General features: G+C 68.6%; 18 protein-coding genes and 1 tRNA gene. 10 read left to right on the top strand and 9 right to left on the bottom strand.

What is annotated here, in order from left to right; genetic code table 11:
• Nucleotides 1–144: 144 nt before the first annotated feature.
• The 3 genes from rpoN (at nucleotide 145) to ACTIEW_RS07365 (ending at nucleotide 3,124) form a co-directional block, all read left to right on the top strand.
• Nucleotides 145–1,662 carry an RNA polymerase factor sigma-54 gene (gene rpoN, locus ACTIEW_RS07375; RefSeq protein ID WP_439477252.1) on the top strand — a complete coding sequence of 506 codons (1,518 nt, stop codon included), beginning with the start codon at nucleotides 145–147 and terminating at the stop codon, nucleotides 1,660–1,662.
• A 253-nt stretch (nucleotides 1,663–1,915) separates the two neighbouring features.
• Nucleotides 1,916–2,581, top strand: coding sequence for a ribosome hibernation-promoting factor, HPF/YfiA family (hpf, locus tag ACTIEW_RS07370; protein WP_439477296.1), 666 nt, complete (start codon nucleotides 1,916–1,918; stop codon nucleotides 2,579–2,581).
• Nucleotides 2,582–2,656: 75 nt separating this feature from the next.
• Nucleotides 2,657–3,124 (top strand): PTS sugar transporter subunit IIA, encoded by a 468-nt coding sequence (locus ACTIEW_RS07365; RefSeq protein ID WP_439477251.1) that lies wholly within the window; start codon nucleotides 2,657–2,659, stop codon nucleotides 3,122–3,124.
• A 119-nt stretch (nucleotides 3,125–3,243) separates the two neighbouring features.
• Here the strand turns inward: ACTIEW_RS07365 and ACTIEW_RS07360 are convergent, their stop codons facing one another.
• The 4 genes from ACTIEW_RS07360 to ACTIEW_RS07345 form a co-directional block, all read right to left on the bottom strand.
• On the bottom strand, nucleotides 3,244–3,504 hold the full coding sequence (locus ACTIEW_RS07360; RefSeq protein WP_439477250.1) for a DUF1150 family protein: 261 nt from the start codon (nucleotides 3,502–3,504) through the stop codon (nucleotides 3,244–3,246).
• Between the two features lie 86 nt (nucleotides 3,505–3,590).
• A complete protein-coding gene (locus ACTIEW_RS07355) occupies nucleotides 3,591–4,013 on the bottom strand; it encodes an Hsp20 family protein (protein WP_439477249.1) in 423 nt (140 codons plus the stop codon).
• A 150-nt stretch (nucleotides 4,014–4,163) separates the two neighbouring features.
• Nucleotides 4,164–4,239 (bottom strand) — tRNA-Ala (locus ACTIEW_RS07350).
• 169 nt (nucleotides 4,240–4,408) lie between these two features.
• Nucleotides 4,409–4,867, bottom strand: a complete 459-nt coding sequence (locus tag ACTIEW_RS07345; protein WP_439477248.1) for a TIGR02300 family protein — start codon at nucleotides 4,865–4,867, stop codon at nucleotides 4,409–4,411.
• 125 nt (nucleotides 4,868–4,992) lie between these two features.
• Here ACTIEW_RS07345 and aroA point away from each other — a divergent pair, with 125 nt between their 5' ends.
• The 4 genes from aroA (at nucleotide 4,993) to ACTIEW_RS07325 (ending at nucleotide 9,351) form a co-directional block, all read left to right on the top strand.
• Nucleotides 4,993–6,309, top strand: coding sequence for a 3-phosphoshikimate 1-carboxyvinyltransferase (gene aroA / locus ACTIEW_RS07340; protein WP_439477295.1), 1,317 nt, complete (start codon nucleotides 4,993–4,995; stop codon nucleotides 6,307–6,309).
• Nucleotides 6,306–6,965: a (d)CMP kinase gene (gene cmk / locus ACTIEW_RS07335; protein ID WP_439477247.1), complete on the top strand. Its 660-nt coding sequence runs from the start codon at nucleotides 6,306–6,308 to the stop codon at nucleotides 6,963–6,965. The genes aroA and cmk overlap by 4 nt, the downstream gene beginning before the upstream one ends.
• 145 nt (nucleotides 6,966–7,110) lie before the next feature.
• Nucleotides 7,111–8,817 (top strand): 30S ribosomal protein S1, encoded by a 1,707-nt coding sequence (gene rpsA / locus ACTIEW_RS07330; RefSeq protein WP_439477246.1) that lies wholly within the window; start codon nucleotides 7,111–7,113, stop codon nucleotides 8,815–8,817.
• Between the two features lie 246 nt (nucleotides 8,818–9,063).
• Nucleotides 9,064–9,351, top strand: a complete 288-nt coding sequence (locus tag ACTIEW_RS07325; protein WP_292026284.1) for an integration host factor subunit beta — start codon at nucleotides 9,064–9,066, stop codon at nucleotides 9,349–9,351.
• A 9-nt stretch (nucleotides 9,352–9,360) separates the two neighbouring features.
• Here the strand turns inward: ACTIEW_RS07325 and ACTIEW_RS07320 are convergent, their stop codons facing one another.
• Nucleotides 9,361–10,458 carry an N-acetyltransferase gene (locus ACTIEW_RS07320; protein ID WP_439477245.1) on the bottom strand — a complete coding sequence of 366 codons (1,098 nt, stop codon included), beginning with the start codon at nucleotides 10,456–10,458 and terminating at the stop codon, nucleotides 9,361–9,363.
• 204 nt (nucleotides 10,459–10,662) lie between these two features.
• Between ACTIEW_RS07320 and ACTIEW_RS07315 the strand changes: the two genes are divergently transcribed.
• From ACTIEW_RS07315 to ACTIEW_RS07305, 3 genes are read left to right on the top strand one after another with little or no spacing between them, the layout of a single operon-like run.
• Complete coding sequence (locus tag ACTIEW_RS07315; RefSeq protein WP_439477244.1) at nucleotides 10,663–11,316, top strand: hypothetical protein; 654 nt, start codon at nucleotides 10,663–10,665, stop codon at nucleotides 11,314–11,316.
• The gene (locus ACTIEW_RS07310) at nucleotides 11,222–12,829 is read left to right on the top strand and encodes a Y-family DNA polymerase (protein ID WP_439477243.1); all 1,608 of its coding nucleotides are present in this window, start codon (nucleotides 11,222–11,224) and stop codon (nucleotides 12,827–12,829) included. The genes ACTIEW_RS07315 and ACTIEW_RS07310 overlap by 95 nt, the downstream gene beginning before the upstream one ends.
• Entirely contained in the window at nucleotides 12,826–16,110 is a 3,285-nt protein-coding gene (locus ACTIEW_RS07305) for an error-prone DNA polymerase (protein ID WP_439477242.1), read from the top strand. Before ACTIEW_RS07310 ends, ACTIEW_RS07305 begins: the two co-directional genes overlap by 4 nt.
• A gap of 127 nt (nucleotides 16,111–16,237) precedes the next feature.
• Here ACTIEW_RS07305 and ACTIEW_RS07300 read toward each other — a convergent pair whose 3' ends face one another.
• The 4 genes from ACTIEW_RS07300 to ACTIEW_RS07285 all read right to left on the bottom strand — a co-directional run bounded on the left by ACTIEW_RS07300 (nucleotide 16,238) and on the right by ACTIEW_RS07285 (nucleotide 20,898).
• A complete protein-coding gene (locus tag ACTIEW_RS07300) occupies nucleotides 16,238–16,423 on the bottom strand; it encodes a hypothetical protein (protein WP_304928519.1) in 186 nt (61 codons plus the stop codon).
• Entirely contained in the window at nucleotides 16,416–17,519 is a 1,104-nt protein-coding gene (gene hppD / locus ACTIEW_RS07295) for a 4-hydroxyphenylpyruvate dioxygenase (RefSeq protein ID WP_439477241.1), read from the bottom strand. The genes ACTIEW_RS07300 and hppD overlap by 8 nt, the downstream gene beginning before the upstream one ends.
• Before the next feature lie 109 nt (nucleotides 17,520–17,628).
• Nucleotides 17,629–18,942, bottom strand: a complete 1,314-nt coding sequence (locus ACTIEW_RS07290; RefSeq protein ID WP_439477240.1) for a serine hydrolase domain-containing protein — start codon at nucleotides 18,940–18,942, stop codon at nucleotides 17,629–17,631.
• Between the two features lie 3 nt (nucleotides 18,943–18,945).
• Nucleotides 18,946–20,898 carry a M1 family metallopeptidase gene (locus ACTIEW_RS07285; protein WP_439477239.1) on the bottom strand — a complete coding sequence of 651 codons (1,953 nt, stop codon included), beginning with the start codon at nucleotides 20,896–20,898 and terminating at the stop codon, nucleotides 18,946–18,948.
• Nucleotides 20,899–20,920 lie beyond the last annotated feature (22 nt).

Here is a 20,920-nt window from a genome sequence, read left to right as displayed (position 1 = left end):
GTTAAGACCCCCGCACCGGAAACCGTTAATTTCAGAGGGGTGATGGGCCTCAGGTCGAGCGTTTAGAACGCCGTTAACCGCTGGGGCCACAAGGTGGCCCCAGCAAGTTTCGGGCCACACGCCTGACGCGGCAGGGGGACTAAGGTGCTCGGACAAAGGCTGGAGATTCGGCAGGGTCAGGGGCTGGTCATCACGCCCCAGCTGCAGCAGGCGATCAAGCTGCTGCAACTGTCCAACCTCGAGCTTGACGCCTTCGTCGAGGCCGAGCTGGAGCGCAATCCGCTGCTGCAACGCGAGGACGCCGAGCCCGGCGGCGAGGTCGACGCCCCGGCTGCGGCCGAGAGCCATGACGCCGCCGAGATGACCTTCGACGAGGGGCGGGTGCAGGACGCGGACCGGACGCTGGACGCCCGCTCCGACGATGTCTATGGCGACGCCAGCCCCGGCGAGCGCACCTCGGACCGGATGGAGGATGTCGGGACCGGCGAGGCCCAGATCGGGCTCAACGACTGGTCGCGGGCCGGTTCGGGTGGAGGCCTGCCTGACGGCGAGGGCCGCGAACAGCCCGACAGCCGCGAGATGACCCTGTGGGAGCACCTTCAGGCGCAGGCGTCCCAAGCTGGCTTCGACGCCGCCGACCACGCCATCGCCCTGACCCTGATCGATAGTGTCGACGAGGGCGGCTATCTGCGCGGCGAACTGGCCGAGATCGCCGACCGGCTGGGGATCACGCTTGAGCGGGCCGAGGCGGTGCTGGCCGTCTGCCAGGGCTTCGAGCCGACCGGCGTGATGGCCCGATCGGTGCCGGAATGCCTGAAACTGCAGCTGATCGAGCGCAACCGGTTCGACCCGGCCATGGGCTGTCTGCTCGACAACCTTGACCTTCTGGCCAGGCGGGACCTGTCGGGGCTGCGCAAGGCCTGCGGCGTCGACGCCGAGGACATGGCCGAGATGATCGCCGAGCTGAAGGCCCTGACGCCGCGACCCGGCGCCGGGTTCGGCGGCGAACCGGCCCAGACCGTCATCCCCGACGTCCATGTGCGGGCCGACCCGGCGGGCGGCTGGAAGATCGAGCTCAACTCGGACACCCTGCCCCGGCTGATCATGGACAAGCGCTATCACGGCGTGATTGCTGCGGGGTCGCGTTCCGACGTGGAGAAGACCTTCGTCGCCGAGTGCGCGGCCCAGGCCAGCTGGCTGGTCAAGTCGCTGGACCAGCGGGCCAGGACCATTCTGAAGGTGTCGTCCGAGATCGTTCGCCAGCAGGACGCCTTCCTCGCCTTCGGCGTCGAGTTCCTGCGGCCGCTGAACCTGAAGACGGTAGCCGACGCCATCGGCATGCACGAATCCACCGTCAGCCGGGTCACCTCGAACAAATACGTCTCCACCCCGCGCGGGGTGTTCGAGCTGAAATTCTTCTTCACGGCGGCGATCCAGTCGTCGGACGGCGGCGCGACCCATTCGGCCGAGGCCGTGCGTCACCGGATCAAGGCGATGATCGACGGCGAGGGCCGCGACGGCGATGTGCTGAGTGACGACCGGATCGTGGAGATTCTCAAGGAGGCGGGCATCGACATCGCCCGCCGCACCGTCGCCAAATACCGCGAGGCCCTGCGCATCCCCTCGTCGGTCGAACGCAAGCGGATGCTCCGGACGGGCTGACGCCGCGACTTGCAGAGCTTGTCAGGCTTGTCGTGGACCGATGTCGCGGTTGTCGCGGCGGATTGTCTCGCATGTCGCGCCGGATTGTCTCGCATGTCGCGGTCGATTGTCGTGCTTGTCCCGCCTGACAGTGGTCGAAGTCGTCTTCCAGGGACCAACTGGCGTGGTCGAATTCCTCGCGTCGAATGCGCCACGTCACCACAAAATTGTGATCGGCGTTGACACCAAACGCGGACGGTCGCGTTCTATCGACATGCAAATCCAGGTCAGCGGTAAGCACGTAGATGTCGGCGACGCGTTAGGCTCGCGCATCTCCCAGGAACTCGAAGACGGGATCGGCAAATATTTCGAACGAGGGGCTCAGGACGCCGAGGTCGTGGTGTCCAAGGACGGCCATGGCTTCAGGGTGGATTGCTGGGTTCGCCTCGCGTCCGGAGAGGCCATCGTCACCAGCGGCCAGGGCGGCGACGCCCACGGCGCCTTTTCCGACTCGCTTGAAAAGCTCGAGAAGCGGGTCCGACGATACAAGCGCCGGCTCAAGAACCACCACGCCGGCCCGCGCGGCCTGTCGCCCGAGAAAACCGAGAACGCCGCCCGCGACGTGGCCCGCAGCATGGTCCTGCGTAGCCCGGACAGCGTGGACGACGAGGCCTTCGGCGACGCCGGCGCCCCGGACGAGCCCCCGCCCGTCGGCATGGTCATCGCCGAGACGGAGCACGAAATCCGCACCCAGACCGTCGGTCGGGCGGTGTTGGAGCTCGACATGACCGGCTATCCGGTCGTGCTGTTCAGGAACGCCGCCCATGGCGGACTTTCGGTGGTCTATCGCCGCCCCGATGGCAATGTGGGCTGGATCGATCCTGAGCGAACGGTGAAGTCGATCAATGGACACGGTTCGGTAAACGGTAGCGGCGTATAGTCTTCCCCAATCGAGGCGGGTGGTCTAAAGGGCCCCCGCCCATTCGGGATGTATGGGCAGAGTCGGGAACTCCTCATGGACATCGGTGAATTGCTGGCGGACGGCGGCGTCGTCCTGCGCAGCGGCGCCTCGTCAAAGCGTCAGGCCTTGCACACGGTGGCTGAAGCCGCCGCGCAGACCCTTGGCATGCCGGAAGGCCGCATCATGGAGGCCTTGCTCGAGCGCGAGGCCCTGGGTTCGACCGGCCTCGGATCGGGTGTCGCGGTTCCGCACGCCCGGCTTGAAGGCATCTCGCGGGTGACGGCGGTGTTCGTGCGGCTGGAAACCCCCGTCGCCTATGGCGCGGTCGACGACCGGCCCGTGGACCTGCTGTTCGCCCTGTTCGCTCCGCCGCGAGACGGCGCTGAACACCTGCGCGCCCTGGCTGCGGTCTCGCGGGCCCTGCGCTCGTCCGAGATGCGCGGGCAGCTCCGTCAGGCCCGCACCACTGACGCGATCCGCGCCCTGTTCGTCAGGGACAGCCTTCCCGCCACGGCGGCCTGATTTTGTAGTGCGCTAACGACGCGCGCGCGGCGCGCGTCTGCTTGAGCGCGGCGCTTCGCGCAGACTCCGAACGCGCTCAAGCAGCCCCGCGCCGCGCACGGGGCGATAGCGCCCTTTACTCAGTGAACTGACACCGGCTCCAGTTCGTGGGCCACGGCGGCGGCGAAGGCGGCTTCGCGGTCCATCATCACCGCCAGACGTTCGCCGTCCGCGCCATGCACGGCGTACAGGGTGGCCTCGGGATCGATCGACAGGCCCTTGGTCTCCGTTACGGCGACATCAGCCATGACATCCGATGCCCGGATTTCGCGCACATAGACGAGGTCCGGCGCGCCGAGTCCCCTGAAATCTTCCTTGGTCATGATCGTGGTGGGCGTCATCGAGACCGCCTCCTTGTAGTGAACTAACGCCCGGAACGGGCTTTGGGGTCCGGTCCGGGAGGCGGCGACCGGAAAACAGCCGGCGGTCAGCCCGCCGTGATGGGGATCCGCCGGACCGCGGGCAGGTCTTCGGGCCGGCTCATGTCGACATGCAACAGACCGTGCTCGAGTTGGGCCGCATCGACGTCGAGCCCGTCGGCGAGGACGAAGCTGCGCACGAAGCCGCGGCCGGCGATGCCGCGATGCAGAAAGGCCTGATCGGCCTGGTCAGGCGCGGGCTCACGCTTGCCGGCGATGGTCAGCTGGCGGCCTTCCAGGGTGATCATCAGGTCATCGGGCCCAAAGCCGGCGACGGCCAGTGAGATGCGCACCGAATGCTCGCTGCGCTGTTCGACATTGTAAGGGGGATAGCTGTCCGCGGCGGCGCGGGCGGCCCGGTCGATCAGGGCCCGGGTATGGTCGAAACCGAGCAGGAACGGGCTGTCGAACAGGATGGTGCGCGTCGTCATCGTCTCTCGCCCCCGAAGCAGGCCTCGGGCCGTCTGCGCCCCCCGTCATCGGCGAGGCGTCGGCCAGCACCCTAGATGGGACGGGATAGCGGAGAGATCAACGGGAGCCGGATGGGACGAAGGCCCCGCGGTTTCCCGCGGGGCCTTCGATGGTGGAGCTTAGCGGAGTCGAACCGCTGACCTCTTGCATGCCATGCAAGCGCTCTACCAGCTGAGCTAAAGCCCCGAACCTCAGGCGTGCTGGCCTTTTGGTCGGATCGCGTGAGGGCCGGGAGGCCCTGCGGCGAGGCGGCGGAACCTATGTCAGGGCCTGATCGCGATCAAGCCCGGTTCAGCCATTTATTTTCGTCTCCGCCGGACCGCTGAAAAACAGCCCGACGGAGGACCGAAAAAGCTTATTCGTCTTCCTTGGGCGCCTTGATCTCGTCCTCGAAACCATCGTCATCCTCGTCCTCGATGAAGGGGACGGAATCGTCATCATCGTCGGCCAGGACGTCGTCGTCCTCGGTCGCCTCGCCCATGCCGGGCTCTTCGGTCGGGTCGACGGGAGCGTCGTCATCGTCGTCCGGCGTCAGGATGGGCTCGTGGCCTTCCTGATCGATCTCGGGCGTCGCGACCGCTTCTTCTTCCTCGTCCTCGTCGCCGTCGGCCTTCTTGTCCTTGACCTGATCCTCGGCCTCGTCGTCGGCGGGATAGCCGGCCGGCCGGCCGCGGCGGTTGCGCAGCTTCAGCGCTTCCTCCGGATCAAAGTCAGTCGCGCATTTGGGGCAATGGGCAGGGCGACGGCCCAGGTCGTAGAATTTGGCCTGGCAGTTCGGGCAGACCTGCTTCTGGCCCAGTTCGGGTTTGGCCACGGTTGAAGACCTTTGGCGGGAGTGGAGAAAAGGGGCGGCTCCCTTGCCACCCCCTGACGCCGCTGTCAAAAGCCATCTCCGCGCGCCCGCGCTTGTTGAGCCTTTCCGGAGACCGCCGGGTGTCGATTCCCACCCATCTGACCGCCCGCCGCAGCCCCGCGCTGTCCGGCCGGGTGCGAGCTCCGGGCGACAAGTCGATCTCCCACCGCGCCTTGATTTTCGGAGCCCTGGCGACCGGCGTGACGGAAATCGAGGGCCTTCTGGAAGGCGACGACATTCTGGCCACGGCTGGAGCGATCGAGGCTTTCGGAGCCAAGGTGGAACGGCTCGGCGAGGGTCGCTGGCGGATCACCGGGCAGGGCGGGTTCAAACAGCCCGCCGGCGCCATCGACTGCGGCAACGCCGGCACCGGCGTGCGGCTGCTGATGGGGGCGGCTGCGGGCTATCCGGTCACAGTGACGTTCGATGGCGACGCCTCCTTGCGGAAACGGCCGATGAAGCGGGTCACGGGGCCGCTGGCCGATATGGGCGCCCGGCTCGATTGGCAGGGCGTCGAGGACCGACTGCCGGTCGCGGTCGCCGGCGGCTGTCTGTCGGCCATCGACTATGTCCAGACCGTCGCCTCGGCCCAGATCAAGTCGGCCATCTTGCTGGCCGGGATCAACGCCGACGGCGTCACCACGGTGTCGGAGGCCGAGCCCAGCCGCGACCACACCGAACGCATGCTGAGGGCCTTCGGCGTCGAGATAGGCGTCCTGCCGGTTGGCGGCGGCTGGCGCGTCAGTCTCCAGGGCGGCCAGGCGCTGACCGGAACCGCCGTCGCCGTCCCCGGCGATCCATCCTCCGCCGCCTTCCCGCTGGCGGCGGGCCTGATCGTCCCCGGGTCGGAGGTCACGGTCGAGGGCGTGATGCTCAACCCGCTGCGCACCGGCCTGTTCGAGACATGGCGCGAGATGGGGGCGGACGTGACCGTCTCGAACCGACGCATGGCCGGCGGCGAGGAGGTCGGCGACGTCACCGCCCGGCATTCGGCGCTGAAGGGCGTGGTCGTGCCGCCGGAACGGGCCGCCTCGATGATCGACGAATATCCCGTCCTCGCCGCCACCGCCGCCTTCGCCGAGGGCGCCACGGTGATGCGGGGCATCGGCGAGATGCGGGTCAAGGAGAGCGACCGCATCGCCCTGATGGCCGCCGGTCTGACCGCCTGCGGCGTCCGGGTCGAGGAGGAGCCGGAGGGTTTCACAGTCTTCGGAGGTCCCGTGCGAGGCGGCGCGACTGTGACCACCCACGGCGATCACCGCATCGCCATGAGCCATCTGGTGCTGGGTATCGCGGCCGACGCGGTGGTCGCGATCGACGAGGCGGGTATGATCGCCACCAGCTTCCCGGGCTTTGTCGAGTTGATGCGGGGCCTCGGGGCCGATATCGCAACATCTGAATGACCGCACCCCTCATCATCGCCGTCGACGGACCCGCGGCCTCGGGCAAGGGCACCATCGCCGCGCGGCTGGCCCGGACCTATGGCTTGCCGTGCCTTGATACCGGGCTGCTGTACCGCGCCGTGGGCATGGGCGTGCTGGAGTCGGGCGGATCGCTAGACGACGGCTCGGCGGCCGAGGCTGTGGCGCGGGCGCTGATGGCGGAAAATCTGCAGGACGCCGACCGGCTGACCAGCGGTGATGCCGGGGAGGCCGCCAGCCGGGTCGCCGGCTATCCCGGCGTGCGCGCGGCCCTGCTGGAATTCCAGTGCGCCTTCGCGGCCCAGCCCGGCGGCGCGGTTCTGGACGGGCGCGACATCGGCACCGTCATCGCCCCCGACGCCCCGGCCAAGCTGTTCGTCACGGCCACGCCCGAGGTCCGTGCCCGGCGTCGCTGGAAGCAGTTGATCGGACGCGGCGACGCCATTGCCTATGAGGACATGCTGGCTGACATCATGCGTCGCGACGAGCGCGACGCGGGCCGGGGCGCCGCGCCCATGGTCCAGGCCGAAGACGCCGTCTTGCTGGATACGACCGATATGGATATAGAGACTGCCTTCGATGCGGCCCGCCGTATCGTCGAGGCGGCGCGTGTCCGGAACGGTCTCCAGGGACCTTAAGGCAAATCCAGCGCGTCATCCTCGGCTTCCGCGGGCGATCTGGCTTCATCTGCCTCGCATCCCGACGACCTGATTACCCTTTCACACTCACCTCGCGCGGGGCCGTCCGGTCGCGCGCCATAACCGTTAGAAACCCAACCACCGCATGACTGACACCAGCTTCTCTCCCTCGCGCGATGATTTCGCCGCGCTGCTCGACGAAACCCTTCAGGGCCGTGACCTCGGCGAGGGCCAGGTCGTCCACGGCCGCGTCGTCGGCATCGAAAAGGACATCCTGATCATCGACGTCGGTCTGAAGACCGAAGGCCGCATCCCGGCCCGCGAGTTCGGCATCGGCGAAGGCGCCGTTATTCCGAAGCTCGGCGACAATGTCGAAGTCTACCTCGAACGCGTCGAGAACGCCCTGGGTGAAGCCGTCATCAGCCGCGACAAGGCGCGCCGCGAAGAAGCCTGGACCCGTCTGGAAGTCGTGTTCGCCGAAGGCCAGCCGGTCAACGGCGCCATCGTCGGCCGCGTTAAGGGCGGCTTCACCGTCGACCTCGGCGGCGCCTCGGCCTTCCTGCCCGGCTCGCAGGTCGACATCCGCCCCGTGCGCGACGTCGGCCCGCTGATGGGCAAGGAACAGCCCTTCGCCATCCTGAAAATGGACCGTCCGCGCGGCAACATCGTTGTCTCGCGTCGCGCCATCCTGGAAGAAGCCCGCGCCGAACAGCGCACCGAGCTGGTCGGCCAGCTGCAAGAGGGTGAAGTTCGCGAAGGCGTGGTCAAGAATATCACCGACTACGGCGCGTTCGTTGATCTGGGCGGCATCGATGGCCTGCTGCACGTCACCGACATGTCTTGGAAGCGCGTCTCGCACCCCTCGCAGGTCCTCGCCGTCGGCGACACCGTCAAGGTCCAGATCGTCAAGATCAACCCGGACACCCAGCGCATCAGCCTCGGCATGAAGCAGCTGCAGACCGATCCGTGGGACGGCGTCGAAGCCAAATACCCGGTCGGCGCCAAGATGACCGGCCGCATCACCAACATCACCGACTACGGCGCGTTTGTTGAGCTGGAAGCCGGCGTCGAAGGCCTGGTGCACGTCTCGGAAATGTCCTGGACCAAGAAGAACGTCCACCCGGGCAAGATCGTCTCGACCTCGCAGGAAGTCGATGTGGTCGTGCTGGACGTCGACGCCTCCAAGCGCCGCATCTCGCTGGGCCTCAAGCAGGCCCAGGACAATCCGTGGGACGCCTTCGTGGCCGCCAACCCGATCGGCTCGACCGTCGAGGGCGAGGTCAAGAACGCCACCGAGTTCGGCCTGTTCATCGGCCTGGACAACGACATCGACGGCATGGTGCACCTGTCCGACCTGGACTGGAACGTCTCCGGCGAGGAAGCCATCCAGCGCTACCGCAAGGGCGAAACCGTCAAGGCCAAGGTGCTGGACGTCGACGTCGAGAAGGAACGCGTCTCGCTGGGCATCAAACAGCTGGGCGGCGATCCGATGGAAGGCGATGTCTTCAAGAAGGGTCAGCAGATCACCGTCACCGTGACGTCGATCGAAACCGGCGGCATCGAGGTCAAGTTCGGTGAAGACGACGCTCCGGCGACCGCCTTCATCCGCAAGTCCGACCTTTCGCGCGACCGCGCCGAGCAGCGCACCGAGCGCTATTCGGTCGGCGACCGCGTCGACGCCATGGTCACCGGCATCGACAAGGCCTCGCGCCGCGTCTCGGTGTCGATCAAGGCTCTGGAAATGAAGGACGAGGCCTCGGCCATCGAACAGTTCGGTTCGTCCGACTCGGGCGCTTCGCTGGGCGACATCCTGGGCGCGGCCATGCGTGAGAAGGCGGCGGCGAAGGAATAGTCCCCTTCATTCCGGTGAAACGGATCAGGCGGCCGGAGCGATCCGGCCGCCTTTTTCGCGGCCCGGGGCCGTACCGCATTGACGGCATTCCCCGCCTTCGCGCCCGTTAACCGACATTTCGGCGCTGAATCCGTCACGGGGCCTTTTTCCCCCGACGGGTGAAGGCTAGGGTGGGGTTGCATCCTGCGCTCGGATGCACCCGTATGCGTCTGGGGAAGCGCGGAACAGGGCGGGGGATCTGGCCAGATGATCAAGTCGGAGCTGATCGAGAAGCTCGCAGCCGAGAACACCCACCTGACCCATGCCGAGGTCGAACGGGTGGTCAACATCGTGCTGGGGCGGATGGTGGATTCTCTGGGCGACGGCGGTCGGGTCGAGCTGCGCGGCTTCGGGGCCTTTTCCGTGCGGGGTCGCCCGGCGCGGGCCGGGCGTAATCCCCGGACCGGCGAGACCGTCGATGTGCCCGCCAAGGCGGTGCCCTTCTTCAAGAGCGGCAAGGAGCTGCGCGAGCGGCTGAACGCCGGGGACGCCTGACCCCGCCGTTCAGGACGGGGAAGCCGCCACCTGATGCTCGGCATGCGCCCGGACGGGTGCTCCGGCCCGGGCCGGAACGGGCCTCAGGCACATGGCGTAGTCGCCGTCGTAGGGGGTCGGCGACCACAGGGTCGGATCGGGACCGCCGGGCGCGAACCGCACATGGCAATGTCCCCAGCCGCCCTCGCGACGCGTGCGCCGGGTGTGGTCACCCAGCCGTTCCAGCAGCCGGGGGCTGACCATCTGGAGGCGCAGCTTGGCCGTACCCATCTGTCCGGCGGCGCCCCTCAGGGCCTTCATCAGGGCCGGAATGGCCTCGGCCTCGTCGGCCAGGGCCTCAAGGTCCAGGATTTCCAGAACCGGCGGCTCCAGTATGTTGGACTTGGCGACCATGGCCATGGCGTAGCCGGTGATCTCGCGTCCCCGGTTGAAGGCGATCACCAGCGGCGGATCGGTCAGGTCCGGGTCGGCCAGCCGCCAGCGGAGGACCTCGGGACTCCGGTCGGCCAGCAGGCGGCCTTCAGCGCGCAGGGCCGTCCAGAATTCCGCATATCTTGACTGATCCCGAAAATCGCTCAGCAGCGACACCCCCGGCGGCAAGGCCAGGCGGGGCTTTGCAGACAGACGGTTGTTCAGCAGCCGCTCGCCCCACCGGGACACGATATCGGGCGCCAGCCCGTGGGCCGCGCGGTAAAACCGGCCGCAGGCCAGTGTCACGGGATTTATGATCCAGCTCAGTTTCAGCGCGTGGGTCGGCTCGGGCCAGGGGCCCATGCCGTGATGGACGTACAGGGGCTGGGACTTGCGATTGGCGTTGAAGACCCAGGCGGCGAACATGCCGGGCTGGCGGGCGAAGGCGCCGAGCATCTCTCTGCTGGCCCCGCGAACTGGCGGGGTCACGATGATCGAGAAACCCGTCGCGCCATGAAGCGGCTGATCGTCCAGCCAGAATCGCTGGACCAGATTGCCGACATGTCCGGCCGGTTGGCCGTCCGGGCCATCGACGACCCAACCCGCGGGCGCGCCCACGCTGACCCGCGCCGGATTGGCGTACAGCCATCGCCAGCCGGCCAGCGACCTCTGGGGCCAGCCTACATGGCGGTGCAACGCCTGTAGGGCTGGAAAGTCGGTTTCGGATATGGGTCGACAGATCATGGCGAGCGAGCGTCTCGTTATGGAGCGAAGCCTGCCCACGAAGGCTTCCGCTGCATCAGCCGGGCCATTCAGACACGAAGATGACGCCACCAGGATTCAGGTTTGACTCCCGGACAATTTGGAACAAAGAGTGAACAATCTGATCTCCGGACTCCCATGACTTCCGCTCACGCTCCTTCTTCAGAACCCTGGCCCGAGCGGCCCGCGCCGCTGGAGGAGGCGTGCGCGTCCGGGCCGCGCGACATGGCGGCCCTGCTGCTGTTCGCCCTGTCGCGGCGGATCGGGGGCGACCGGCGGCCGGTGCTGCTGACCGCGCCGCGGGCCTGGTTTGCGGAGCATGGACGGCCCTACGGGCCTGGGACGGCGGGGGCCTCGCTGATCCTCGCCCCGACGACGACGGCGGCCGAGGCGCTGTGGACCCTGGAACAGGCCCTGCGGTCCGGGGCCGTGGCCCTGGCCTTGGGGGCGGTGGATGGAGCGACCCTGGCCCAGACGCGGCGGCTGGATTTTGCGGCGAAACAGGGCGAGGCGGTCGGGCTGGTCCTGCCCCGACGGCTGGACGGGCTGAGCGCAGCGCGGCGGCGCTGGCGCATCTCGACCTGCGAAAGCGCGACGGACCCCGACGACCCCAGGGCCCCCGGCCCGGCCCGGCTGATCGCCGAACTGGTACGTGGTCGGGGCGAGCGGCCCGGCGCCTGGATTCTGGAGCAGGATGATGAGACGCATCGTCTCTGTCTGGCTGATCGACTGGCCGATAGCGGTCTGGCGGCGATCAGCCATGCGGGCGCGCCGTCCGGCCTCGCCGCCTGACCCCGCGCTCGATCCCAGGAACCCGTTCGCCCTGATCCTGAACAGTCGGGGCGCGGCGATCCTGCATGCGCTCAATCCGGCCGCGCGCCGGGCCGGCCTGCGCCGTGGCCAGACCCAGGCGGACGCCCGGGCCATGATCCCGCACCTGATCTGCAAGCCCGCAGATATCGAGGCCGACGCCCGCGCCCTGACGGCGCTGGCGGTCTGGGCCGAGCGCTGGTCGCCCTCGGTCAGCGTCGATCCGGCCGGAGAGGGTCTGGAAGGCCTGTTCCTCGACCTAACCGGCGCGGCCCATCTGTTCGGCGGCGAGGCGGCGGTGGCGGCGCAGATCCGGGAGCGGCTGGCCGAGGCCGGGGCGCCGGCGCGCGTCGCCATGGGCCCGACGCCCGGCGCGGCCTGGGCTCTGGCCCGCTGGGGCGGAAGGGAAGGCCATCCGCCCATCGCGGACGAGGAGACGGCGCGCGACCTGCTGGCGCCCCTGCCGGTTGAGGCCTTGCGGATCAACGATGGCGCCCTGACGCAGGCGCGGCGCTTCGGGCTGAAGCGGATCGGCGACCTCTATCCCATGCCCCGCGCAGGGCTGGCGCGACGGTTCCGGGACGGGGCCGGGGTCGGTCTGGTCCAGCGGCTGGATCAGGCGCTGGGGTTCGCGGGCGAGGCCCTGACGCCGGTGCGGCCGCCGCCGAAATACCGGGCGTGGCGGACCTGGATGGAGCCGGTCGAGGATATCGAGGGGGTGGAGGCGCGGCTGACGGAACTGGCCGCCGACCTGTCCGCGCCGCTGGTGCGTGACGGGCAGGGGGCGAAGGCCCTGACCCTGACCGGCTTCCGCTCTGACGGCGGAACCACCCGTCTGTCGGTGCGGATGGGTCGGCCGGGGCGGGACGCGGGAATATGGCTGCGGCTGTTCCGCGAGGCGGGGCTGGGGCGGCTGGAGCTGGGCTTCGGCCTCGACGCCCTGATGCTGACCGCCGACGCCGTCGAGCCCATGACGGCGCTCCAACGGGCGCTGGAGAGCGAGGCCGAGGCGAAACAGGCCGAGAGCTTGGCCGCCCTGATCGACCGCCTGACCGCGCGGCTGGGCGAGGACCGGGTGCTGACTCCGGAGCGGGTAGACAGCTGGATTCCGGAACGGGCGGAACGGTGGCGGCCGGCGCTGGGGCGGTCACCGGCCACGACGAGTGGCGATACGGGACGCCGCCCCCTCCTGCTGCTCGATCCGCCGGAGCCGGTGGAGGCCATCGCCGAACTGCCCGACGGGGCGCCGGCCCGCTTCACCTGGCGCAGGCTGTCACGGCGGGTGACCCGCGCCGACGGCCCCGAACGACTGTCGCCCGAATGGTGGCGGCCCCGCTCCGACGACCGGCAGGTCCGGACCCGCGATTATTACCGCGTCGAGGACGAGGCGGGCGGACGCTACTGGCTGTTCCGCGAGGGCCTGTATGGACGGGAGTATTCCGGCGACCCTGAGGAACGTGCGCCCTCATGGTGGATGCACGGGGTGCTGCCGTGAGCGGCTGGGACGGCCAGTACGCCGAGCTCGGCGCCATGACGAACTTCAGCTTTCTGGAGGGGGCGTCGCATCCGGGTGAACTGATGATGCAGGCGAAGGCCATGGGCCTGGCTGCCGTCGGCGTCGCCGACCGCAATACCCTGGCGGGGATAGTGCGGGGGCTGATGGGGGCGGAAGACGTCGATATCCCTCTGGTCGTCGGATCGCGGCTGGGCTTCACCGACGGGACCGAACTGATCGTCTTTCCCCGCGACCGCGCCGCCTGGGGACGGCTGTGCCGGCTGCTGTCGCTGGGCAAGAGCGAGGCTGTGCCCCAGCCCGGAGCCGACCCGGATGTTGATCGAATTGAAAAAGCCGAAACCCGGCTGACCTTCGAACAGGCGGTCGGCATGGGCGAAGGCATGATCGCCCTGGCCCCCGCGCCGGATCAGCCCGACGCCGCCTTTGAGGCCCGGTTGTCAGCGTGGCGAAAAGCATGGCCCGACGCCCTGTATCTGGCGGCGGCCCCCCTGTGGCGCGGCGACGACCGGAAGCGGTTGAACCGGCTGGCGGCGATGGCGCATCGCACGGGCGCGCCGATGATCGCGACAAACGCCGTGCTGTACCACCACCCCGACCGGCGGATGCTGCAGGACGTCCTGACCTGCATCCGCGAGGGGACGACCATCGACAGGGCGGGCCGGCGGCTGCAGGCCAACGCCGAACGTCATCTGAAGCCGCCGGCCCAGATGGCGCGGCTGTTCCGGGGGCATGAGGCGGCGCTGGCGCGGACGATGGCGGTGGCGCGGGCCTGCACCTTCTCGCTCAGGGAGCTCAGCTATCAGTACCCGGACGAACCGGTTCCGCCGGGTTATTCCGCCCAGGGCTGGCTGGCGCGGCTGACGCTGAAGGGGGCCCGGTCGCGGTGGCCTGAAGGCGTCCCGAAAGCGATCCGGGCGATCATCCTCAAAGAACTCCGGCTGGTTCAGGAGCTGAACTACGCCGCCTATTTCCTGACCGTCCACGACATCGTCGCCTGGGCGCGGTCCCGGCCCGATCCCATCCTGTGCCAGGGCCGGGGGTCCGCGGCGAATTCGGTGATCTGCTTCTGTCTGGGGATCACCAACGTCGATCCCACCCGGCAGGAGGTGCTGATCGAGCGGTTCATTTCGTCGAACCGGTCAGAGCCCCCTGACATCGACGTCGATTTCGAGCACGAGCGGCGCGAACAGGTGATGCAGCATGTCTACGACCGCTACGGTCGCGACCGGGCGGCGATCGTGGCGACCATCATCCACTACCGGCCGCGCTCGGCGATCCGGGACGTGGGCAAGGCGCTGGGACTGACCGAGGATGTCACCGCCCGCATGGCCGACACAGTCTGGGGCTCATGGGGTTCGAAGGTTGATGAGGCGCATGTCGACCGGACCGGGCTGAGCCGCGACGACGTCCGCCTGCGGCTGGCGCTGGACCTGACCGCCGAGCTGATCAAATTCCCGCGCCACCTGAGCCAGCATGTCGGCGGCTTCGTGCTGAGTCAGACCCCGCTGATCGAGATCGTGCCCGTCGGCAATGCGGCCATGGCCGACCGGACCTTCATCGAATGGGACAAGGACGACATCGACTTTCTCAAGCTGATGAAGGTCGACGTCCTGGCGCTGGGCATGCTGACGGCGATGAAGCGCGCCTTTCGCATGATCGAAACGACCTACGGCCGGCCTCTGCCCGACACCGCCGCCGTTCCCGCGGAGCGACGCGGGGTCTACCGGATGCTGTGCAAGGCGGATTCCGTAGGCGTCTTCCAGGTCGAGAGCCGGGCGCAGATGTCCATGCTGCCGCGCCTCCGGCCGGTGGAGTTCTACGATCTGGTGGTCCAGGTCGCCATCGTCCGGCCCGGACCGATCCAGGGCAAGATGGTCCATCCGTATCTGCAGCGGCGGATGGAGCGGCGGGCCCATGAGGCGAGACACGGCCCGGGCAGCTATCGCTTCTCCATGCCGGGCTCGGCGAAGGATCCGGACGAACTGGCCAATGTGCTGCGCAAGACGCTGGGCGTGCCGCTGTTCCAGGAGCAGGCCATGAAGATCGCCATGACAGCCGCCGAGTTCAGCGGCGAGGAAGCCAACGGCCTGCGGCGGGCTATGGCCACCTTCCGGCACAATGGAACCATCGGCGATTTCGAGGAGAAGATGGTCGGGCGGATGATCGCGCGCGGCTACGACGCCGAGTTCGCGCAGAACTGCTTCAACCAGATCAAGGGCTTCGGCGAGTACGGCTTCCCCGAGAGCCACGCCTGCGCCTTCGCCCACCTGGTCTATGTCTCGGCCTGGGTGAAATGGCTGTACCCGGACGTGTTCGCCGCCTGTCTGTTGAACAGCCAGCCAATGGGCTTCTACGCCCCGGCCCAGATCGTCCGTGACGCGCGCGAACACGGGGTCGAGGTCCGGCATCCCGACGTCAACGCCAGCGACTGGGACGCCACGCTGGAGTCGCGCCCGCGCCGGCGCCGTCGCGCCCTCCGTCTCGGCATGCGCTCGATCGACGGGTTCAAGAAGGTCTGGGCCGAGGCGATCATGGAAGCGCGCAAGGCCGGGCCCTTCGCCGATCTCGACGACCTGCGCCGCCGCGCTGCCCTGCCGCCGTCGGCGCTGGACCGGCTGGCGGAGGCGGACGCCTATGGCTCGCTCGATCTGACGCGCCGGCAGGGGGTGTGGGCGTCGAAGGGCTCGGCGCCCGCGTCGTCAGCGCCACTGTTCGAGGCCATGGGGCTGAACGAAGCTGACGGCTGCCCGCCCGAAGCCCTGCCGGTCCTGGCCCCGTCGGAAGAGGTGGTCGGCGACTACCAGACCATCCGCCTGTCGCTGAAGGGCCATCCGGTCAGCTTCCTGCGTGAGCGGTTGGCGCAGGCCGGAGCGCTGACGTCAAAGGACTATCCGGCCCGGCCCAACGACCGGACCGTCGCCGTTGGGGGCGTGGTGCTGGTCCGTCAGAGGCCCGGCACGGCCAAGGGCGTCTGCTTCATGACCATCGAGGACGAGACCGGCGTGGCCAATCTGGTGCTGTGGCCCGACGTGTTCGAACGCTTCCGGCCGGTCGCCATGGGCGCGCGCATGGTGCTGGCGCGGGGCAAGGTCCAGACGGCCGAGGGGGTGACCCATCTGGTCGTCGACCATCTGGAGGACTGGACGCCCATGCTGGGCCATCTGACGCCCGACAATGCGCCGGGATCAGGGCATTCGCCGGCCCGCGGCAGGCATCCGCGCGACGTTCGGGTGCTGCCGGGATCACGGGATTTTCATTAGCAGTGGAAGCATCTTGTCATCCCGGCCGAACCCCGGCGAAGGCCGGGGAGAGCCGGGACGGCATGCCCCTGCCGATGCGGCCCTGCTAGGTCGCGTTTTCCTTGGAGGAATTCCGAGCGACCCCAACCTACCCCCGCCGCTGAAACCGCCACTTCCACACGCGGTACCCCACGATCGGCGCGAACCCGCACACCAGCGCGGCGATCAGGACCGTCCAGAAGCCGCCGCCGAGGCCGTATTCACCGACCGCCGCCCCGACCCCGGCCGCGAGCAGCGGGCCGAGCCAGGGCAGCCACGCCGGAGGCTTAGGCATCCACCTTGATGACGCCGCGCCGGATCTGATCCAGCTCGATGGAGTCGAACAGGGCCTGGAAATTGCCCTCGCCAAACGCCTGGTTGCCCTTGCGCTGGATGATCTCGAAGAAGATCGGACCGAAGGTGTCCTGGGTGAAGATCTGCAGCAGCAGGCCGTCCTCGTCGGACCCGTCGATCAGGATGCGGTTCAGACGCATCCGGGCGACGTCCTCGCCATGGCCGGGCAGGCGCTTGTCGATCAGGTCGAAATAGGTCTCGATCGTATCCTGGAAGGGGATGCCGCGACGCTTGAGCTCTTCCACCGTCTCGAAGATGTCGTCAGTGGCGAGGGCGATGTGCTGGATGCCCTCGCCGTTGTAGCGGCGCAGGAACTCCTCGATCTGGGAGCTGTCGTCCTGGCTTTCGTTCAGGGGGATGCGGATGGCGCGGTCGGGCGCGATCATCGCCTGGGACAGCAGGCCGGTCGCCTTGCCCTTGATGTTGAAGTATTTCTGCTCCTCGAAGGCGAAGACGTCGCCGTAGAAGCCCGACCAGGTCCGCATCTGGCCGCGGCGCACATTGTGGGTCAGGTGGTCGAGGCTGAACAGCCCGACGGAGTTCTTGCGCTCGGCCTCCTCCCAGCCCTCGATCTCGTCCCAGCCGTCGTACAGAGAGCCGGCCTCGCCGTATTTGTCGACGACGTAGAGCAGTGAGCCGCCGATGCCCTGCAGCACATAGGGATAGCCGCCGCCGAGGGCGCCGCCGTCGTGGCGCTCTGCCGGCTTGGCGCCGCGCGAGACCGCCCCCTCGAAAGCGGCCTTCGCATTGTTGACGCGGAAGGCCATGCCGTTGGCTGAGGGGCCGTGTTCGGTCGCGAACTCTCCGGCCTGCCCCTTGGGCGAGCGCTGGACCAACAGGGTGATGTCGCCCTGCTTGAGCCGCACCACACCATTGGCGGGGTTCACATGGGTCTGGGTGAAGCCCATCAGCTCCAGACGCGCGACCATGGCCGCCGGATCGGGACCGGTAAATTCCACGAACTCGAAGCCGTCGACGCCGAGCGGGTTTTCCTTGTCGAGGCGGGCGGCCGCTTCGGACTGGGGCGCGTCATGCATGGGGCGTCTCCTGAAAGCGCGTGTCGGCGTTGGCCGCCGTTTGTGGGGCGGAAACTAGGGGCGGAGAGACAGGAAGGGAAGGCTGGGCGTGGTCACAGGACCGGGAGCGTCACCCGCGGTCCGTCCAGGCGGCCCGGGCGGCGTCGAAAATAATCTCCTCCCACGGCGAGGCGGCCGAGCGGGCGCCCGACAGGCCCTCGGGCTCGCGCGGCGTGCCCGGGATCATGTACGCGAGCGTGCGGCCGTCCCGGCGGTTCCAGAACAGGCCGGACTGCATGCCGTAGGCCTGACCGAAATGGCCGCACCAGTCGGGGGAGTCGGGTCCGAAGAAGGCGTCGCCGTCGCGGCCGGTCGGAATGTGGACGGAGAGACCGTAGCTCTGGAGGAGGCCGCGGTCGGTATGACCGTTCGAACCGGCCAGGTCCCGGGTCCAGAGCGGCGTGCTCATGCGGTCGAGGGTCTCGCGGGAGACGACCGGGGGAACCCCGTCATGACCGGCATACGACCGGGCCAGACGGTCGAGGTCGCGGACGGAGGCTCGCAGGCCGCCCTGCGGCGAGAAGACAAAGCCGTTCTCGCCGGGACGATAGTCATCTGCGGTTAGGTCGGGCGCTTCGGGCGATGTGGTGACGCGGATGGCGGGGGCGGGCGGGACCTCCGCGTCCACCTGCGGGGCCCAGATGCCGTCGATCAGGCGGCAGGCGGCCGAGGCACGGGCGCGGACCGGGTCGGATACGCCGCTCCAGTTCAGCCCGCTGTCGAGCCCAAGCGGATCCAGCGCCGTTCGTTTCAGAAAGCGGTCGAACCGCTCGCCGGATACGCGCTCGGCGATCTGGGCGAGGACCGCAAAATTGACGTCGGCATAGGTGAAGAAGCCGGGCGGTTCGGATGCCGGGGCGAACCAGCCGCCGTCGTCGAAATGCCGGCCGCCCGGCGTGAAGGCTTCGAGTAGCCCATGGCCCAGCGGAACGGGATAGCTGGGGCCGTTGCGCAGGGCCGAGGTGTGGCTGGCCAGCATGGCGGGCGTTATGCGGATGTCCGGATGGGCCGGGTGGCGCAGGGGAAAGCCCGCCAGATCGCCAGCGTCGTCGTCAAGCGACAGCCGGCCGGCTTCGACCAGGGTCATCAGCGCCGTCATCGCGACCAGTTTGGTGATCGAAGCGATCCGCATCGGCGTATCGAGCGTGAAGGCGAAGGTCTGGAGCCCCGCGTCGATCGTCCGCAGGCCCGACCCGTGGGCCTGATCCAGCACGGTCGCACCGCCGCCGTCGCGGGCGATCATACCCACACCCATGACCGTGTCCGGCCGGGCCGGATCGGCGAGGGCCGCAAGCGCCGCCGTGTCCATCTCCGCCCGTGCCGCGCCGCCGATCCACGGCAGGGCGGCGGCGGCGGCGATCAGACTGCGGCGATCAAGGCGCATGGGTCAGGGCCGTCCCACCACCGCATCAACCGAATTGGTCGTCACCGGGTGATAGCCGGGGCGGGCCCGGGCGTAGAGCGGGGTGGCGATGGTCCGGCCCCAGTCCCCCTCGGCCCACAGGCTGGTGAACAGCGGCAGCACGAATTTGCGCCGGCCCATGGTGGTCAGGAACCGCTCCAGCGTCGGCATGGCGGGCTGATAACGATGCTGGACCGCGATCTGAAGCCAGGCGAAGACGACCTCGGCATTGCCCTCCTCGCGCATCTTCAGCGTCGCCTCGAGATCAGCCAGCTGGGCCGGGGTCAGCCAGTCGGCGCCCGCTGCGCGGCCCTCGGGCCGCCAGGCCAGGAAGCGCTGGCGCTCCTGCGTCGACCAGCCTGCCCACGGGATGGCGGAAGCGGGGCCCCCATTCGCGAAGAAGGCGCTGGCGGCGGCGTCGACCGGCGCAAAGGCGCCCGACACCGGCGGGACCCAGTTCGACGGCATGCCCGGCTGATAGATCCAGGCGTCCATCATCAGCTGGTCTTCCAGCGCGCGCGTCGTGACCAGATGGGTGCGGATGTCCTCGAGGAACATCTCGGTGGTCATCGGGCGGAAGGCGTTGCGCTCGAAATAGCCCTTGAGCCAGGCGTCGAACCGTTCGCGGCCGACGGTGCGTTCGATGGTGAAAAGGAGAGCCGCGCCCTTCTCATAGGCCACATCGGTCAGGCCCTCGTCGGGATCGCGGCCCGCCAGGTCGAGCTTCAGGCGGGTGTCGGCGGGGGGAAGATCGGCCAGCGTCGACTGCAGGTCGCCCCAGCCCAGCGACTGCAGCATCAGGGCGCGGTCGCGGCCGTAGACGGCCTCCATGATCCGGTTCTCGAAATAGACGGTGAAGCCCTCATTGAGCCAGAAGTCGGCCCAGGTGGCGTTGGTCACCAGATTGCCGGACCAGCTGTGCGCCAGCTCGTGCGCCACCAGAGACACCAGCGACTGGTCGCCGGCGATGATGGTCGGGGTGGCGAAGGTCAGGCGAGGGTTCTCCATCCCGCCGAAGGGGAAGCTGGGCGGCAGGATCAGCAGGTCGTAGCGGCCCCAGCGATAGGGGCCGTAGAGCGCCTCGGCCGCATCGACCATCTCGGCCGTGGGGACCATTTCGGCGTGGGCGCCGGCCAGCATCGAAGGCTCGGTCCAGACTCCGGTGCGCTCGTCTATGGCCTGGAAGGCCACATCGCCGATGGCGACCGCGATCAGATAGGGCGGCACCGGATTGGTCATGCGGAAGCGCCATGCGCTCTGGCCGCCGCCGACGGGTTCGCCGCTGGTGGTCAGGCCCTCGGCGCTCATCACCACCTTCAGCGCGGACGGGGCGGTGATGCGGGCTTCCCAGGTCTGGCGGATTCCGGGGCTGTCCTGGGTCGGGATCCAGGTGCGGGTCAGGATCGCCTGACCCTGGCTGAACATATAGGGCTGCCGGCCGCCCGCGGTCTGGGCCGGAGTCAGCCATTGCAGGGCCGCGGCATCGGGCCGGGTGGCGTAGCGGATGATGATGCGGCGCTGTTCGCCCGCGGCGAAGGCGGGGAAGCGAATGATCAGGGGCTGACCAAGGTTCGGGTCGTCAGCGCCCGTCCGGAACTGTAGCGGCCCACCGGATGCGTCCCGCACGTCCTGAATGTCGAGATTGCGGACATCGAGAATGATCTCGGTCGCGCCCGCCTCGGCCGTGATGTCCAGCGCCGCCGTACCCGAGAGTGTTCCGGTCGCGAAGTCGGTGGTCAGGTCGAGAGTGACGTGTTTGACCCGGGCGATCTCGGGCCGGGCATGGGAGTGGATGTCGCGCACATATTCGACCGGCGCGGTCGCCGAGGGCGGGACCGGCGGCATGTCGGACCCCGATCCGAAGCCGGGAATCATGGCGCAACCGCCCAGGGCCGTGGCGAGCGCGATCACGGAGACCAGTCCAAACTTGCGGATCATTGAAAGTCCTTGACCAAAAGTC

The organism is Brevundimonas sp., from assembly GCF_051860745.1.
Classification (GTDB): domain Bacteria; phylum Pseudomonadota; class Alphaproteobacteria; order Caulobacterales; family Caulobacteraceae; genus Brevundimonas.
The sequence above is the reverse complement of the archived record's forward strand: the minus strand, read 5'-3'. Positions and strand labels throughout refer to the sequence as shown.